This is a genomic window from Humidesulfovibrio sp. (assembly GCF_030689645.1).
Classification (GTDB): domain Bacteria; phylum Desulfobacterota; class Desulfovibrionia; order Desulfovibrionales; family Desulfovibrionaceae; genus Humidesulfovibrio.
The window spans coordinates 21,784-37,788 of the sequence record NZ_JAUYFU010000024.1 but is presented as its reverse complement, the minus strand read 5'-3'; the positions used below and the strand labels follow the sequence as shown (position 1 = coordinate 37,788).

The 16,005-nt window shown below is 64.3% G+C and carries 17 protein-coding genes; 3 read left to right on the top strand and 14 right to left on the bottom strand.

Annotated features, from left to right (window positions below):
• Positions 1–4: 4 nt before the first annotated feature.
• The 8 genes from Q8O35_RS03460 to Q8O35_RS03425 form a co-directional block, all read right to left on the bottom strand.
• Positions 5–1,351 carry an Nramp family divalent metal transporter gene (locus Q8O35_RS03460; protein WP_305570640.1) on the bottom strand — a complete coding sequence of 449 codons (1,347 nt, stop codon included), beginning with the start codon at positions 1,349–1,351 and terminating at the stop codon, positions 5–7.
• A gap of 18 nt (positions 1,352–1,369) precedes the next feature.
• Positions 1,370–2,650, bottom strand: a complete 1,281-nt coding sequence (locus Q8O35_RS03455) for a magnesium transporter MgtE N-terminal domain-containing protein (RefSeq protein WP_305570638.1) — start codon at positions 2,648–2,650, stop codon at positions 1,370–1,372.
• Positions 2,651–2,793: 143 nt separating this feature from the next.
• Positions 2,794–3,039, bottom strand: coding sequence for a twin-arginine translocase TatA/TatE family subunit (gene tatA / locus Q8O35_RS03450; RefSeq protein ID WP_305570636.1), 246 nt, complete (start codon positions 3,037–3,039; stop codon positions 2,794–2,796).
• A gap of 181 nt (positions 3,040–3,220) precedes the next feature.
• On the bottom strand, positions 3,221–4,216 hold the full coding sequence (ruvB, locus tag Q8O35_RS03445; RefSeq protein ID WP_305570634.1) for a Holliday junction branch migration DNA helicase RuvB: 996 nt from the start codon (positions 4,214–4,216) through the stop codon (positions 3,221–3,223).
• A 27-nt stretch (positions 4,217–4,243) separates the two neighbouring features.
• Positions 4,244–4,855 (bottom strand): Holliday junction branch migration protein RuvA, encoded by a 612-nt coding sequence (gene ruvA / locus Q8O35_RS03440; protein ID WP_305570632.1) that lies wholly within the window; start codon positions 4,853–4,855, stop codon positions 4,244–4,246.
• Entirely contained in the window at positions 4,852–5,358 is a 507-nt protein-coding gene (gene ruvC, locus Q8O35_RS03435) for a crossover junction endodeoxyribonuclease RuvC (RefSeq protein ID WP_305570630.1), read from the bottom strand. The genes ruvA and ruvC overlap by 4 nt, the downstream gene beginning before the upstream one ends.
• Position 5,359: 1 nt before the next feature.
• Positions 5,360–6,103, bottom strand: a complete 744-nt coding sequence (locus tag Q8O35_RS03430) for a YebC/PmpR family DNA-binding transcriptional regulator (RefSeq protein ID WP_305570628.1) — start codon at positions 6,101–6,103, stop codon at positions 5,360–5,362.
• Positions 6,104–6,157: 54 nt separating this feature from the next.
• Entirely contained in the window at positions 6,158–6,757 is a 600-nt protein-coding gene (locus Q8O35_RS03425; RefSeq protein ID WP_305570626.1) for an RlmE family RNA methyltransferase, read from the bottom strand.
• Positions 6,758–6,825: 68 nt separating this feature from the next.
• Between Q8O35_RS03425 and Q8O35_RS03420 the strand changes: the two genes are divergently transcribed.
• Positions 6,826–8,394 carry a glycosyltransferase gene (locus Q8O35_RS03420; protein ID WP_305570624.1) on the top strand — a complete coding sequence of 523 codons (1,569 nt, stop codon included), beginning with the start codon at positions 6,826–6,828 and terminating at the stop codon, positions 8,392–8,394.
• Positions 8,395–8,409: 15 nt separating this feature from the next.
• Here the strand turns inward: Q8O35_RS03420 and Q8O35_RS03415 are convergent, their stop codons facing one another.
• Genes Q8O35_RS03415 through Q8O35_RS03405 form a run of 3 tightly spaced genes read right to left on the bottom strand, consistent with a single transcriptional unit; the run spans position 8,410 to position 10,262 of the window.
• On the bottom strand, positions 8,410–9,084 hold the full coding sequence (locus tag Q8O35_RS03415) for a GDSL-type esterase/lipase family protein (protein ID WP_305570622.1): 675 nt from the start codon (positions 9,082–9,084) through the stop codon (positions 8,410–8,412).
• A gap of 5 nt (positions 9,085–9,089) precedes the next feature.
• The gene (locus Q8O35_RS03410) at positions 9,090–9,614 is read right to left on the bottom strand and encodes a hypothetical protein (RefSeq protein ID WP_305570620.1); all 525 of its coding nucleotides are present in this window, start codon (positions 9,612–9,614) and stop codon (positions 9,090–9,092) included.
• A 33-nt stretch (positions 9,615–9,647) separates the two neighbouring features.
• Positions 9,648–10,262, bottom strand: a complete 615-nt coding sequence (locus Q8O35_RS03405; protein WP_305570618.1) for a hypothetical protein — start codon at positions 10,260–10,262, stop codon at positions 9,648–9,650.
• A 220-nt stretch (positions 10,263–10,482) separates the two neighbouring features.
• On the opposite strand from Q8O35_RS03405, the gene Q8O35_RS03400 reads away from it, so the two are divergent.
• Both Q8O35_RS03400 and Q8O35_RS03395 read left to right on the top strand, forming a co-directional pair.
• Positions 10,483–10,869, top strand: coding sequence for a hypothetical protein (locus Q8O35_RS03400; protein WP_305570616.1), 387 nt, complete (start codon positions 10,483–10,485; stop codon positions 10,867–10,869).
• An 18-nt stretch (positions 10,870–10,887) separates the two neighbouring features.
• On the top strand, positions 10,888–11,877 hold the full coding sequence (locus Q8O35_RS03395; RefSeq protein ID WP_305570614.1) for a 4Fe-4S binding protein: 990 nt from the start codon (positions 10,888–10,890) through the stop codon (positions 11,875–11,877).
• Positions 11,878–11,996: 119 nt separating this feature from the next.
• Here the strand turns inward: Q8O35_RS03395 and Q8O35_RS03390 are convergent, their stop codons facing one another.
• From Q8O35_RS03390 to hypF, 3 genes are read right to left on the bottom strand one after another with little or no spacing between them, the layout of a single operon-like run.
• Positions 11,997–12,287, bottom strand: a complete 291-nt coding sequence (locus Q8O35_RS03390; protein WP_305570612.1) for a hypothetical protein — start codon at positions 12,285–12,287, stop codon at positions 11,997–11,999.
• Between the two features lie 18 nt (positions 12,288–12,305).
• Positions 12,306–13,529 (bottom strand): class I SAM-dependent rRNA methyltransferase, encoded by a 1,224-nt coding sequence (locus Q8O35_RS03385; RefSeq protein ID WP_305570610.1) that lies wholly within the window; start codon positions 13,527–13,529, stop codon positions 12,306–12,308.
• The gene (gene hypF, locus Q8O35_RS03380; RefSeq protein WP_305570608.1) at positions 13,526–15,958 is read right to left on the bottom strand and encodes a carbamoyltransferase HypF; all 2,433 of its coding nucleotides are present in this window, start codon (positions 15,956–15,958) and stop codon (positions 13,526–13,528) included. The genes Q8O35_RS03385 and hypF overlap by 4 nt, the downstream gene beginning before the upstream one ends.
• Positions 15,959–16,005: the final 47 nt, after the last annotated feature.

The following is a 16,005-nucleotide window of genomic DNA, read 5'->3' as shown; positions in this document are numbered from 1 at the left end:
CTCCTCACAACGAGGGGCCGGGCGGTTTCTTTTGGCCAGCACAGCAGGCCAGCGCCGGTGTGCGGCTCACCTGCCCATGAGCAGGGCGATGAAGCCCGGGTGGATGAGATCGGGTCATAATCAAAGTAAGGCCCATGACGATGACCACCGTGCCCCAGGCGATGACGTTGAACACCGGGCCGTTGACGTAGTCGCCCATGAGGCGCTTGTCGTTGATGAGCCGCAGCATGAATATCAGCACAAAGGGCAGCACCGCACCGTTCACAACCTGGGAAAGGTACATGATGGCGATGAGCGGCGCCTCGGGCCAGAGAATGATGCCTGCGGAGATGCCGATGATGAGGGTGAACAGCCAGAAGAACTGCGGGGCCTCGCTGAAGTCCTTGTCCACGCCAAGCTCCCAGCCCATGCCCTCGCAGATGTAATACGAGGTGGACAGGGGCAGCACGCAGGCGGCGAAGAGCGAGGCGTTGAACAGGCCCACGGCGAAGAGTCCGGTGGCGTACTCGCCCACCAGCGGCGTCAACGCCATGGCGGCATCCGCAGCGGTCTCGATTTTGATGCCGGCCTTGAAGATGGTGGCGGCGCAGGCCACCACGATGAAGAAGGCCACGACAATGGCCATGACGCAGCCAACGATGACATCCAGTCGAGAGAAATTGTAATTTTCCTTGGTGATGCCCTTCTCCACCACGCTTGCCTGCTGGTAGAACTGCATCCACGGAGCGATGGTGGTGCCGATGACGCCGATCATCATGGTGACGGAGCTGGGCGTCACGTGCATGTCGGGCACGGCGGAGGCGCGAAGCACCTCGCCCCAGTCCGGCCCGGACATGAAGGCCGCCACGGGATAGGCCACATAGACAACGCAGGCCACGAGAAAAACCTTCTCCACGATGCGATACGAGCCCTTAACGATGAGCAGCCACACGGCGATCGCGCCCAAGGGAACGGAAATGTATTTGCTGACGCCGAAAAGCTCCATGCTGGCGGCGATGCCGGCAAACTCGCTCACTGTGTTGCCAAGGTTAGTCAACAATAGGGCGATCATGACGTAAAAAGTTATTTTGACGCCAAAACTTTCGCGAATAAGGTCGGCCAGCCCCTTGCCAGTCACCGCGCCCATGCGCGCGCACATCTCTTGAATAACGACGAGCGCCACGGTTGTGGGCAGCATCATCCAAAGAAGAGACATGCCGAACTGCGCGCCGGCAAGAGAATAGGTCGTAATGCCGCCCGCATCGTTGTCGACGTTGGCGGTGATGATGCCCGGACCGAGAAGAGCAAGAAACATGACGATGTTCCTGCGGTTCAGCTTGCCCAGTGACGGAAAAATGGAAGTAAGGCTCATGGGGGTGCCGCCAGGAAGCTAGAAGTTGCGCATGGCCTTGTACTGTTTCCAGCGCAGGGCAAAAGGCAGAAAGTGCTCGATGATGTCGTCCGAGGTGACGATGCCGGCCATCTTGCCGTCTTCCTCAAGCACTGGGACGGAGGCCAGCTTGTACTGCACCACCAGCTCCAGCACGTCCTCAAGGGATGAGTCGACCTGCACGCTCTTGGGGTTGCGGCTCATGATGCCGGAAATGGGGTCTGATCCGCGCGCAAGAAGCAGGCGTTTGAGGCTCGCCACGCCCAGAAGCTGCTCGTCCGGATCTAACACATAGATATAATAGATGGAGTCCATCTCCGCTCCGAGCAGGCGCACCTGGGCCAAAGCGTCATCTGCCGTGGCAGCCGGGGGAACGAAGAGGAACTCGTTGTTCATCAGGCCACCAGCCGAGTCATCCTCGTGCTCCAGCAGTTCCTGAACCTTTTCCGCGTCCTCGGGGTCCATTTGGGCCAGCAGTTCCTGGGCCTTCTCGTCGGGCAGTTCGGCCAGAACGTCGGCGGCTTCGTCGGGCGGCATTTCTTCCAGAACATCGGCGGCGTGCGAACTCTCCATCTGGGAAAGCAGCCGGCTGGAATCCTCGGGCTCCATCTCGCCCATGGCCTCGCCCGCAGCCTCCACATCGATGGAGTTAAGCACTGCGGAGACGTTGCCATGAGGCAATTGAGCAAGAATGTTGGCCAGATCGGCCGGGTGCATGTCGGAGAGTTTGTCGCGGGTGACGGTGAGGGTGAGATTGGTGAGATTGGCGTCGAGGGGCTGAACCAGCAGCCAGTCGATCTCCTTGGAGGCGAGCTGACGCTTCATCGCCCCGCCCAGGAAATCCCAGGCCCTGAGATAGCCTAAACGCCGCAGGATGCCCCGGAAGCCGATGTCGACGGCGGAGAGGCACAGGCCTCCGTCTGGGGAAAGGGCCAGCTTCAGATCGTTGACGCGAACAACGCGTGCCCCGTCCACATCAACAATCTGCTTATCGAGAATGTCGCGGCGCATGAGCACCTCGTTCTCGGACTCCGGCAGATTGGGCAGGGTCTCGGGTTCGCCTTTCAGCGACACGACAACGTCGTTGAACATTGCCAAATCGCTGAAAGCCACGCGGCGCGTTTCGCCGTTGGCCTTAACCAATATATGGTGGACCACGGGCAGGGGATCGCCAGGGCTCATGGCTACATCAAAAAGCCGCCCAACCTCGCGGCCGGAACGGCTGATGACGCTACGGTCCAGAACCGCGCTTAAAAATAAATCTTTGGCGTGCTGGGACATGGCAGCCTCCCCGGGCGCTTCGGCGCTCCTTCGGATAACAAAACACGAAAGCCCGGCAGCCCGCAATGGCACGGACTCCGGTGGCCTTAATGCCGCCGGGCTTCAGGACTGGTCAAGACAACCAGTCACGGCGCGGCGGCGCACTATTTTCGTGTATCCGTACTCTGGGTAGGCTGAGCCGACTGAGCCGACTGGGCGGGCTGGGCTGGCTGGGCTGGCTGGGCGGGCTGTTCAGGCTGGTCAGGCGTGCCGTCGAGTCCCTTGCGGAGCTCGCGGATGCTTTTGCCAATACTTGCGCCCAACTGCGGCAGCTTGCCGGGGCCAAAAACCAGCAGGGCGATTCCAACGATGAGCAGCAGGTGCATGGGCTGAAAAAGCTGTCCGAACATGGCTGTTCCTCCGTGTTCCCATGGAGCGGGCGGCCCTAAGTCGCATCCAGGTCCAGGGGAGGTCTTGCGCCGAGTCATCGGCGTCATCCGGTTCGGGACGTCATTCGAAAAAACGAACGGGTGTACCGAGTCATTAGCGATTTATGAGAACGACGATCTGCCGTTCCACACCATTTATCCTCTACAGGGAACCGTCGCCGCCGTCAAGCCGCATTTTGAGGTGTTGATAGGCCTTGGCCGTAGCTACACGACCGCGCGGCGTGCGCTTTATGAAACCGCACTGGATAAGAAACGGCTCATAAATATCCTCAATCGTTCGAGATTCCTCGGAACAAGCCACCGCGATGGTCTTGACGCCAACAGGCCCGCCGCTGAACTGGTTCACAATGAGCGAGAGGATCTTTCTGTCCATCTGGTCAAGGCCGTACGGATCAACGTCGAGCTTGTCGAGGGAGTCCTCGGCCAGTTTCTTGTCCACAATGCCCTGGCCGGAAACAACGGCATAGTCGCGAATGCGCCGCAAAAGCCGCCCGGCGATGCGGGGAGTCCCGCGCGAACGCCGAGCGATGGCCCAGGCGCCCTCCTCTGTCATTTTGACCCCAAGGATGCCTGCGGCGCGCAGGACAATGCGCGAGAGCTCCTCCGGCGAGTAGAACTCCAACCGGAATACGCAGCCGAAGCGGTCGCGCAGGGGCGAAGTGAGCAGGCCCACGCGGGTGGTGGCCCCCACAAGGGTGAACGGCTCCAGGTCAATTTTCACGGTGCGTGCGCCAGGCCCCTGGCCGATGATCAGGTCGATCTTGTAGTCCTCCATGGCGGGGTACAAAATCTCCTCCACTGTGGCCGGCATGCGGTGGATTTCGTCGATGAACAGGATGTCGTGCTTGGAAAGGTTGGTCAGAATCGCCGCCAGGTCGCCCACGCGCTCAAGCACCGGGCCGGAGGTCGAGACCATGCTCACCCCCAGTTCGCTGGCCATTATCTGGGCGAGGGTTGTCTTGCCCAGGCCGGGGTTGCCGGAAAACAGGGTGTGGTCCAGGGCCTTGCCGCGCTCACGCGCAGCCTGGATGAACACGGAGAGGTTCGAGCGCACGTCCTCCTGCCCGATGAAGTCGGACAGGCGCTGGGGGCGGATGGTGTCGTCCGCCTGGGGCCGCTTCGCGGCGTCATCGCTCATGGCTTTGCTGCCTCCGGTTCATGGCCCTTATGCCCGTGCAGCGGCGATCTTCTTCAAGGCCGCGCGGATGGCCGAACTGGCGTCAATGTCCGGCTCGGCCTCAAAAATATCTCGCATCATGGGACGGGCCTCGTCCTCCGTATAACCAAGGGCCTTCATGCCCGAGAGGGCGTCGAAGTACTCGCTCTGGGGGGCGTCCTGCGGGGTTGGCGCCAGGGTGGGGCCGGTCTTGATGCCCGCCACCTTGTCCTTGAGCTTCCACATGATCTCCCGCGCGGACTTGGGCCCGATGCCGGGCACAGTGGCCAGCATGTCCGCGTCCTCGCGCAGCACCAGTTCGCGCAAATGGTCCGGCCTGAAATGGGAAAGGATGGACAGGGCCTTTTTCGGCCCCAGTTTATCAATGCCGATGAGCAGGCGGAACAGGTCTCGGTCGTCTTTGGCGGCAAAGCCGTAAAGGTCGAGGGCTTCCTCGCGCACGATGGTGTGCACGAAAAGCTGCACCTCGGCGCCCTTCTGCGGCAAGCCCACAAGTGCGGTGGTGGGCAGGGCCAGCTCGTAGCCAACGCCGCCGGGGGTGAGCAGCACGCAGCCCTTGGACGTAACGTCCAGCAAGCGTCCTTCGAGGTAAGCTATCATTTGGCCCCCATCAGCTTGCGCATGCGCCGCTCGTTCAGGTGGCAAATGGCCACGGCCAAGGCATCGCTGGCGTCGAGCGCCCAGTCGGGCTTCTTGACCCCAAGAATCTGCGCAACCATGAAGGCCACCTGCTCCTTTTCCGCCCGGCCCACGCCCACCAGGCTTTTTTTGACCATGGTGGGCGGGTACCCGGCAACGGAGAGGCCTGCAACAGCGCAGGCGGCCATGGCCGCGCCCCGCGCCTGCCCCAGCTTGATGGCCGAGGCGCTGTTCTTGGACACGAAGACCGACTCGATGGCGGCCTCGGTGGGGCAATGGTCTTTGATTATCTCGGCGACGCGGGTGTAGATGACTCCCAGGCGCTCGGCCATGTCGCCCCCGGAAGGGGTGCGGATGGTGCCCACGGCCACGAGTTCGGCGCGGCCAGAGGTCTCGCGCACCACGCCAAAGCCGGTGACCTGGCTTCCGGGGTCAAGCCCCAGCACGGCCACAGGCGCAGCCATGCTACCCCAGCTCTTCCATTATTTCGTCCGTGAAGTCGGCTGTGACGTAGACGTTGGACACGTCCTCGTTCTCCTCCAGATTCTCCATGAGCGTCATGACCTTGCGGGCCGTGTTCGCATCCACCGCAGTCAGATTCTTGGGCAGCATGGTCAGCTCGGAGTTCTCCACCGCGATGCCAGCGTCCTCGAAGGCCTTCTCCACTGCGGAGTAGTTCTCTGGAGCAACGCGCACCTCAAGGGTGCCCTCTTCGGCCACCACGTCGTCCGCGCCAGCCTCCAGGGCCACTTCCATGATCTGGTCCTCGGTGTACTTGGTGGGGTCGAAGGAGAGCACGCCGCGCTTGTCGAACATCCAGGCCACGCTGCCGGGCTCTCCCATGTTGCCGCCAGCCTTGCCAATGATGTGGCGGACTTCGGCGATGGTGCGATTCTTGTTGTCCGTCGCCACCTCAACAAGCATGGCCACGCCGCCTGCTGCATAGCCTTCGTACATCATCTCAAAGATTTCGCCGCCAGCAAGCTCTCCGGTGCCCTTTTTGACGGCCTGGTCGATCTTGTCATTGGGCATGTTGGCGGACTTGGCCTTGGCGATGACTGCGCGCAGGCGGGCGTTCATATTGGGATCGCCGCCGCCCTTGGCCGCAAGGATGATATCCTTGGTGATTTTGGTAAAGACCGCACCCTTCTTGGCATCGGTCTTGGCCTTGGCGCGTTTGATCGTGGCCCATTTGCTATGTCCGGACATGAATCCTCCAAAATGAATTATAATGGGAGCCCAGCAGCTCCGAAACAGTAAACTTTACAGAACCTCGCCCCGAAAGCCAAGCCCAAGAATGAAGGTCTCCTTGCTTTCCGCCCGCGAGCTTTTCGGCTTGAAGCCGCGCACCTTTTCAAAGTACGGGCGCAACGATTCCTGGAAGCCCTTGGCGTCCGGGCCCTCAAAAATCTTCGCCACGAAGTTTCCGCCGGGCTTCAGCCTGCGCAGAGCCACGTCACGAGCGCGTTCGCACAGCTCCACGCTGCGCGCCTGGTCCGTGAACTTTATCCCAGTGGTGCGCGGCGCCATGTCGCTCATGACGAAATCAAAGGGCAGATGCGGCTCCATAAGGGCCAGAAGCTCCGGGGTGTCCTCAAAGGCATCATGCACAAGAAACTGGACATTATCCGGAAATTCCTGCTCTGTGGTCTGGATGTCCAGGGCGAGGACAAAGCCTGCCGGGCCAACCTTCTTGGCCGCGAAAAGCGTCCAGGAGCCAGGCGCCGCCCCCAGGTCCAGCACCTTGAGACCTTGCTTGAGGAGCGAGAACTTGGCATCCAGCTCTTGCAGCTTGTACACGCTTCGCGCAGGGTAGTTTTCCGCCTTGGCGCGCTTGAAGTAATGGTCGCGATATTCTTTCATGGCACGTCCTGTGCGAGCACCAGTAGCGTAATCCGCCAGGCTTGCCAAGAACGCCGCAAGGAGCCTCCATGCCCGATCAGGCCCAAAGCCGCCCAAAGCGTCCCAGAATTCTGGACGCCCTTGGCCTGCCCAAAACCCTGCCAGCCTCGCATCAGGACTTCCTGACGCTTTTCCGACCCGAACCCGCCGGGGAGGACCTGCTGCTCCTGGGCCTTGGGCCGGAGCCAGAGCGTCTGCCAGAGCGGCTGGCCGAGTTTGTGCCGGATCTTCTGGGCACGCCGGGCCGCGTGCGCTACATCGAGGCCCCGGACATGGCGGCGCAGCTCGGCGAGGACTGGCGTTCGCGCATCCCTGCGGGCTACGAGGAGCTGCCCGCCGCCGACATCGCATCCTTTGCGCAAGGGGCCGCCGTGGTGCTCTACCGTCCTGGCCCGCGCCTGTTTCCAGACTTCTGGGGCCCGCTGCTGGCGCGGCTTCAACTGGCCCTCCTGGCTCAAGCCCCCCTGGCCCCGGACCCGCGCCTGGTCTGGCTGCCTGGCGGGGAGTCCGGCCTGCTGCGCGTGGAGCTGCGCGAAGCTTTCGAGGCTCTCGGCTTCCGCGTGCGCGAGGTGCCGAATGAATCGGCGTTGCGCGGCCTGCTGGCCGGGGGCGAACGCCCTGCCCTGTACCTCAGCGTGAATTTCCGAGGCATCGATTCCCTGGGCGAGGCAGCGCACCTGCTGGAAGCCGCCGGGGCCAGGGTGGCCGTGTGGTGCGTGGACAATCCGCTGCACCTGCTTTCCGGCCTCAAGGCGCGCTTCTGGACCCGGCTCCCGCTCCTCGTCACCGACGACTGGTTCCTTGAGCCACTGCGCAGGCTGGGCGCGCAAAACGTCCACCATTTGCCCCTGGCTGCCCGGGCGAAAGAGCTGGCCAGCCCGCCGCGTCCGCCCGCCCCCGCCTTCGCGGATCTGGCGGGGCGACTGGTGTTCGTTGGCCGAAGCGCCTTCCCCGGCAAGTCTGATTTCTTCGCAGGCTGCACAACGCCAGCCGCAGCCTCAACCGAGGCTGAACGTTTGCAGCAGGACGGAGGACGTCCGGATTTCGGCTGGTGGCTCACGCGGCTGGGCATCGACAGGCTGTGGCCCGGAAACGAGGTGCGGCGGGCAGGCTTCTGCGCCGAGGAGATGGGCAAGGCATGGCGTACGGCTTGCCTGTGCCGGGCGCTGGAGGATCTTTCCGGCGCGCTCACGATATTTGGCGACGAAGGCTGGCGGGATCTTTTACCGGAGGGGACGGACCTGCGGGGCCCTGTTGACTATTACACGGCGCTGCCGGACATTTGCGCCAGCGCGGGCGCCTGCCTGAACTGCACCAGCCCTCTCCTCCCTCGCGGCCTCACCCAGCGGCATTTCGACACCTGGGCCAGCGGCGGGCTCCTGCTCACCGACGCCACGCCCGGCCTCTCGCTCTTCCCGGCGGAACTGACGCGTGGAATCACCTTCCGATCGCCACAGGACATCGCTCCGCGCCTTCGGGCGCTCTGGTCGTCGGCCTCCGGAGCCGAAGCCCTCAAAACCGCCTGGCGCGCGGAGCTTGCAGCAGGGCACACCTATGCCCACCGCCTCCAGCGCGTGCTGGAGGTCGCCGGGCTCTAGCGCAGCGGCCAGGGCCTATTCGGGCAGCGGGGGCTCGTCGAGAAGCGGCAGAAGCTGCGGAGCCAAGGCCTGGGCCAAAATAGCCGCGCCCTTGGCGCTGGGGTGCACGCCATCGGCCTGATAGCAGCCGATCTGGCCGTCGAGCGGATCCAGAATGTGCGTCATGCAGGGAATTTCCAACCGTCGCGCCAGCTCCGCGTGCATCCTGTTGAAACGCTCAACGTAGTCGGCGGTGTACAGGGGCGGGGCCAGGGGCACCAGCCCGGCAAGATCCGGGTCGTCGTAGGGCTTGAAAAGATCCATGCTGGTGCGCCAGCCCGCCAGAAGCACGGCCACGCCTTCCGCGCGCAGGGCGGTGATCATCTTGTACAAGGCGTCGCGGGTCTCATCCAGGGGCAGGCCCTGGTAGCAGTCGTTGGCGCCGAATTCCAGCAACACGGCCCTGGGCTTGGCTGCCAGCACTTCTGAAAGACGCTCCAGCCCGTCCACAGAGGTGTCGCCGGACACGCCGAAATCAAGCACGCGCACGCCCTTGGCGCCGCCAGCTCCCGCCTTGACCAGCTCGGCCTCAAGCTGCGCCACGAGGCCATCCTGAGTGGAAAGGCCCCACCCGGCCACGAGGCTGTCGCCATAGGCAGCCAGAATGACGCGATTGTCCTGCTGCGCTGAGAGGGTTGGGGTCTGCTGCATGGCGGCTATCCCTTGCTGACCCAGACGGCCACGGTGCGCGTTTCCTCGGCCCACTTGGACGAAAGGCGCACGGTCAAGAACTCCTTGTACACGCTGTCCAGCAGCTCCAGACACTGCTCCACCAGGAACAGCTTCTCCAGCACGCGGGCGTCCGGGTCAGTGTCCTCGCGGTCGCTGGTCTCAACCTTGGGCGTTTTCAGGCCGGACACGGAGAAATCGGTATCCTTGAGGGTCATCTGCCAGGACTCCGGGTCGCGGTCAAAGCGCAACTGGGCGCGATTGACCTTCTTGCCCGTGCGCAGACCGCTGCGCGCCTCGGTGAGCTCGCCGCTGGGGCTCTTGACGGAGGCCGACTCCAGGCCCTCGCCGTCGCCGCCCTGGACGCTCAGGCGTTCTTCCATGCGCAGATTAAACTCGCGCCCATCCTTATCCTTGAATACGCCGCCCCGCGCCTCCGTTACATGCCACAACCAGGTCAGGAAATCCTGCCCGAGGATGGTGTTCTCGCGTTCAGCCAGTGCCAGATCCATATGCTATTCTCCCTTTTCGGCCAAAGCGCCCGGCTAGATGAAAGACGTGGGTTCGAGATGCTCCAGGCGGGAGGCGACGCCCTCGCCCAACATGTCCATGGCCAGGAAGAACGGCGTCAGCGGCTCCAGATTCAACCCGAAGGACAGGTTGAAGTGGTCCTCGAACAGGGTCTTGGCCTTGGCGTTTGTGCTGCAGAACAGGATGCGCCCGGTCTGGGTGTTCCATACGGCGTCGAACACGGCGGGCACCGGCAGGCTGCGCGCCCGCAGGCGCAGCATCACCTGGTCCTTGATCTCGCGGCGGCGGTCCTTGGAGATGAAGGCCTTGCCCTCAGCCTTGGCCTGGTTCAATTCCTGGGCCAGGGCGATCATGCAGTGCTTCTTGAACACGGCGGGCGGAATGCGCCGGGTGTCGAGCCGGAGGCTGAAGCACATGTAGTGGCCCTTCTCCGGCGGGGAGTCGGCCCAGTCCATGTCCAGCATGTTGTCCAGGTTGCACCAGCCCCACGAACGCTCGTCCGTGGTGGCGTCGATGTCGCGGAAGGCATTGTCCGCAAGGCGTTTGGGAACCTCGCGCCAGAGCGAGTCCTGGATTTCCTCCACCACGCGGTAGCGGGTGATTCCAAGGCTTGTGGAAAGTATGGACACGGGAGCCTCCTTGACGGGTTTCATCGGGTGCGGGGCAAGGGGTACCGGGAAAGGCGCGTTCTGTCCAGATGCCCCGGCAGGGCGCACGCCTCGGCCCTTGCCAGCCGAATCCTGACTGCGCCCCTTGCCAGCGCCCCTTGCCAGGGCGCTCCGCCAGGGCTATCCTCAGCCCTGCATGGCCGACATCCCGGCCTGCGCCAAGCCCTGCAAGGAGCCTCCCATGAGCAGCACCAAAGCCGCCGAGCCAGCCACGCTCTTGGCGGATTATCTTGATGAAAAGGCCCGCCGCGTCAAAGCCATTGAGACCCAGGCCGAGGCCATCATCCACGACAAGGGCGACCAGGCCGGATACCAGGCCAAAATGCGCGAGAAGGCGGAGCTGCTCTCCGCCCTGGCCGTCGAGGCCGCCCCGCTGGTCAAGGCCCTGGAGCCGGACCTCGCGGAGGCCGTGGGCGAGCGGCTGAACGGCTTCTCGAACAACGCGGCCATGTCCTTGCAGGTGGGCAGCGTGTTCTTCATGTCCGCCCTGCTCTACCCTGACGACCACAAACCCGGCGAGCCCAACAATCTGGAACTCTTCGCGGCAGAGGTCCGCAGCTGGGTGTAAGCCCGGCAGCTTCCCGCCATGCGCCAACGCCTCACACCTTCGAGCCTGCGCCTTCTGGTGCAGGGGGGCTTCGCTTTGTTCCTCGCCTGGATCTGCGTACGCTTCCTGGCCCACGTGCAATGGGCTCTGGGGCAGACAGAAATCTGGACGCCCAAACCACCAGCCGTCGAGGGTTTCCTGCCCATCAGCGCGCTGATGGCGGCCAAGCGTTTGCTGTTCACCGGGGCCTACGACCCCATCCACCCGGCCGGGCTGACCATATTCCTGGCCATTGTGGGCATGAGCCTGCTCTTGCGCAAGGGCTTCTGCGGCCTGCTTTGCCCCGTGGGACTCGTATCCAACGGGCTGGAGCGCCTGGGACGAAAGCTCGGCATTGTCTGGCATACGGGCCAAACGGCCCGCAGGCTCCTCGGCGTGCCCAAATATCTGCTTCTGGCGGCGTTCGGCTATGCCGTCCTGACCATGAGCGGGGAAGACATCGAGAGCTTCCTGCGCGCGCCCTTCAACCTCGTTGCCGACACCAAGATGCTGCTGTTCTTCCAAAGCCCCTCCGCCCTGACCCTGGGCGTGCTGGGGGTGCTGGGCGCCGCGTCCGTGGTGATTCCGGCCTTCTGGTGCCGGGCGCTGTGCCCCTATGGCGCGCTCCTTGGCCTGTTCTCCTGGCTCTCGCTCACGGCGGTGACCCGCGATGCCGAGGCGTGCATATCCTGCGGGCGCTGCGCCAAGGCGTGTCCTGTGGCCCTGCCCGTGGACACGGCCCAGCGCGTCACCTCGCCCGATTGCCAGGGCTGCGCGGAGTGCGTGAGCGCCTGCCCGGTGGCGGGTTGCCTGGGCGTGCGCATCCTGGGCTGGCGCGCGCCCTGGTGGAGCATCGCCGCCGGATGCCTGGCGATCATCATCGGGGCGTCTGTGCTGGCCGATGCGCTGGGCTGCTGGCAGTCTCCCATTGCGCCGCAGATGGTGCGGCGCATGCACATGCTCGTGTTCGGCGGCATGCCGGGCTTCTAATAGTAAACACGGCGCAAGGGCGCTGCTGACAAACGAAACAACGGACGCCGCCAAGCCTCATGCTTCGCGGCGTCCGATTTGTTTGCTGCCCGTTGCGTCAATGCGAAGGCTTGTTGGGGCTAGTAGTCCAGAAGGTCCAGGCGCACGCGCGTCAGACGGTCGGCCGGGAGGCGGGAGAACCGAGCCAGCCCGTGGCCAAAGCTCGGCAGAAACTGGAAGGCCCAGTCCCCGCCGGTGCCGAAGCCGTTGATTATCTCGGTTTCTATGCCCGCACGCACCAGCACGTCGGCCTGATCGCCCTCCAGGCTTTTGAGGGCGTCGAGGATGGCGGGCACCAGCCCGCAGGTCACATGGCGCAGGTCGATTATCCGGGGGCCGCCGGTCTGCGCGGGAGAGTCCATGTTGTTCATTAGGTCCACTCCCAAAGCTTACAGGCCCTTGCCAGGCCGCGCGATGCGGCACAGGAAGCCCTTGAGGTATTCCGTCTCCGGCATGGCCGGGTGGATGGGGTGGTCCGCCGCCTGGTGGCACTGGCGCAGGATGGTCAGGCGCACCCCGGCGTCTCGGGCGGCGCCGGAGAGCACCTTGCGCAGATCGTCGCGGCCAACGTGCTGGGAGCAGGAGCAGGCAATGAAAAAACCGCCGTCCTCCACCAGCTCAAGGGCCAGCCTGTTGACCGTGCGATAGGCGGCCAGCCCCTTCTCCATGTCCTTGCGCCGCTTGACAAAGGCCGGTGGATCCACGCTCACCAGCCCAAAGCGCCGCCCTTCGGCGCGCAGATTCTTCAGGCCGGCCATGGCGTCGGCCTCCAGCAGCTCCACACGGTCCGCAACGCCGGAAAGCGCCGCGCTCTTGGCCGCGTACGAAAGCGCCACAGCCGAGGCGTCCAGGCATACGGCCCTGGTGGCCCCGGCATGAGCGCAGGCGATGCCCAACCCCCCGGCGTAGGAAAACACGTCCAGCACGGCCCGCCCGGCGGAAAGCGAGGCGGCCATGGCGCGGGTTTCGCGCATGTCGTAGAACCAGCCGGTCTTCTGCCCGCCCGCAAGGGGGAACACGAAGCGGCAACCGTTCTCCTGGATCTCAGCCTCGTCGGGCGCTTCGCCCGCTGCCAGCTCCACCAGGCGCGGCAAGCCTTCCAGCTCCCGGCCCGGCAGGTCGTTCTTCATCAGGATGCCCCGCGGGGCCACAAGCTCCGTCAGCACGTCCACGATGTCCTGACGCACGCGCTCCATGCCCGCAGTGCCAATCTGCACGGCCAGCACGTCGCCGAAGCGGTCCACCACAAGGCCGGGCAGGCGGTCGGCCTCGCCGAACACCAGCCGGTAGTACGGTGCGGCGTAGAGGTCTTCGCGCAGGGCCAGGGCAGCGCCCAGGCGGGCGCGCAAGAGCTCGGCGTCCAGGGGCCGCGTGGCGTCCTGGGTGTATACCCGGCCAGCGATGAGCGCGCCGGGGTTCACGTAGGCCGAGCCAAGGGGACGCCCCTGCGACGACTCCACGCGCGCGCACTCGCCGGGCGCAAAGCCCGTGAGCGGCGTCTTGGCCACGTCCACTTCGTTGCTGAAAATCCACAGGTGCCCGGCGCTCAGGCGGCGATCCTCGTTCTTGCGCAGGGCCAGGGTGCGCATGGGGGTCTGGGTGTCGGCGCTCATATGGGGCACGACCCGCGCAGGGTCAGCAGGCGCTGGCCGTAGGCGGCCTGTCCGAGTGAGATGCAGCCGTCGTTGGGTGGGAGAAGCTTGTGCGTCAAGGGTATGAGACCTCTTTCGGCCAGGGCGACGGGCAGTTCCTGGGCAAAGGTGAGATTTTGCATCACCCCGCCGGACAGAGCCACGTGCTTTGTGCCGTGTTTTTTGGAGAATCGCAGGGCCATGTCGGCCAGGCCGGTGATAAGGCTGGCGTGGAAGCGCCGGGCCATGACAGGAACGCTTTCCCCCGCATTCATGTCGTGCAGCAAACCACGGAACAGGCTGTAGGTGTCCAGTTCTCGGGGAACCTGGTCTGTCTCCAGGCGCGATGTGGCTGTCTGTTTCAGAAGCGAGCACGGATACTCGGCGGCATCGTTCAGGGGGATGGAGAGATCCTGGGCGCGCTCAAGCAGGATTGCCGCCTGCCCTTCGTAACTCATGCGGTGGCACAGGCCCAGCATGGCCGAAGCCGCGTCGAAGAGCCGCCCGCAGCTGGAGGTCAGGGGGCAGTTGAGGTTCTTGCGAAGAATCTGCGGCAAAAACGCGCTGGCCTGCTCGAATTCCGGCAGCCAGGACCAGGGGGGGCTGCCGTTCTGCCCGCTGGCCAACATGTCCAGCTCCCAGAGCATGGCCTGGGCCAGACGCCAGGGCTCATGCACAGCCGCCTCGCCGCCGGGCAGGCTGAACTCCGTGAAATGCGCCAGACGCTCATGGTGCAAGGTGTTGGTGTCCACCAGCAGACACTCGCCGCCCCAAATGGACCAGCTGGTGCCAAAGTTCAGGCTGGGCTGGCTGGTGCCGAAGCCCGTGCCGTCCAGCGCGAGGCAAAGGGCTGGCCCCTGGTGCTTGTTCTCGGCCAGCACGGAGTGGGCGTGGGCGAAGTGGTGTTGCAAAGCGGTGATGGTCACGCCGGTCTTGCGGGCCATTTCCTGGGCCACGCTGGTGGTCAGGTAGTTGGGATGCAGGTCGCGCACCACCAGTTCAGGCTCGGCCTGCAAAATATCCTGAAGGTGCTCCACCATCTCGTGATGGAAGCCCAGGGTCTCGATGTTCTGCATGTCGCCCAGATGCTGGCTCACAAAGGCCTGGTCGCCCTTGGTCAGGGCGAGGGTGCATTTGAGCTCCGGCCCCAGACCCAGGACGCTCGGCCCGGATCCGGCCAGGAAAACGGGCTGCGGCGCAAAACCGCGCGCGCGGCGCAGGTACTGGGTCTCGCCGGTTTTTGGCAATACGCGCAGCACGGAGTCGTCGGTGCGGATGAGGATGTCGCGATTGTGGAACATGAAGATGTCCGCAATCTCGACCAGACGGCCCAGAGCCTCGCGGTTTCCCAGGCAGATGGGTTCGTCGCTCATGTTGCCGGAGGTCATGACCAGGGCGGCGGGCATATTCTGCCGCTCCTGCGACAGCAGCCGGCAATAGCGCTGGAACAGCACATGGTGCAGCGGCGTGTAGGGCAGCATCAGGCCCACATGGTCCACATTCGGGGCAACGGAGGCGGCCAGAGGCGCTCCGCGCGTTTTTTCGCACAGCACTATGGGCCGCACCGACCCGGCCAGCCATTCCTCCTCAGCCAGAGTAAGCTGCGCCAGGGAGCGGGCCGTCTCCAAGTTGGGCACCATGACGGCCAGCGGTTTATGCGGACGTTTCTTGCGGCGGCGCAGTTCGCGCACGGCCTCCTGGCTGGTGGCGTCGCACACCAGATGAAAGCCGCCCAGCCCCTTTACTGCAGCGATGCCGCCCTGCAATAGAATCGCCGCCAGCTTGCGCATGGCCTCATCGCGCCGGGCCACAACCATCCCCGAGCGGTCCGCAAGCCATACCTTGGGGCCGCACACCGGGCAGGCGTTGGGCTGGGCATGGAAGCGCCGGTCGCGCGGGTCGTCAAACTCACGCTGGCAGTCCGGGCACAGGGGGAAGCAGCTCATGGAGGTGTTGAGGCGATCGTATGGAACGGATCGCGTGATGGTGTAGCGCGGCCCGCAGTTGGTGCAGTTGGTGAACGGATACAGGAACCGGCGGTTGGTCTTGTCCAGAAGCTCGGCCTGGCAATCCTGGCAGGTGGCGACATCCGGGCTGATGAGCACATCGTGCCCGCCGCCGCCCGTGCTCTTGCGGATGCTGAATCCGCTGGCACCCGGATCCGGGGCCATTTCCTGCACGGTGACGCGCAGGATGCGCGCCAGGGGCGGCTGGTCGGACTCAAGGCGGCGGCCGAACAGCTCCAATTGCCTGGGCAGCCCCTGGACCTCTATGACAACGCCTTCCGGGGTGTTGCGCACCGTGCCTGAGAGGTTCAGCTCCTCGGCCAGACGAAAAATAAAGGGACGGAAGCCGACGCCCTGCACCTGTCCGGTGACAACGAATCGGCGGCGGATATCAGCGCTTGCCATTGTCGCTCCTTCCCTCCAGTTATTGTGTGGTGATAGCCAAGGCCGGG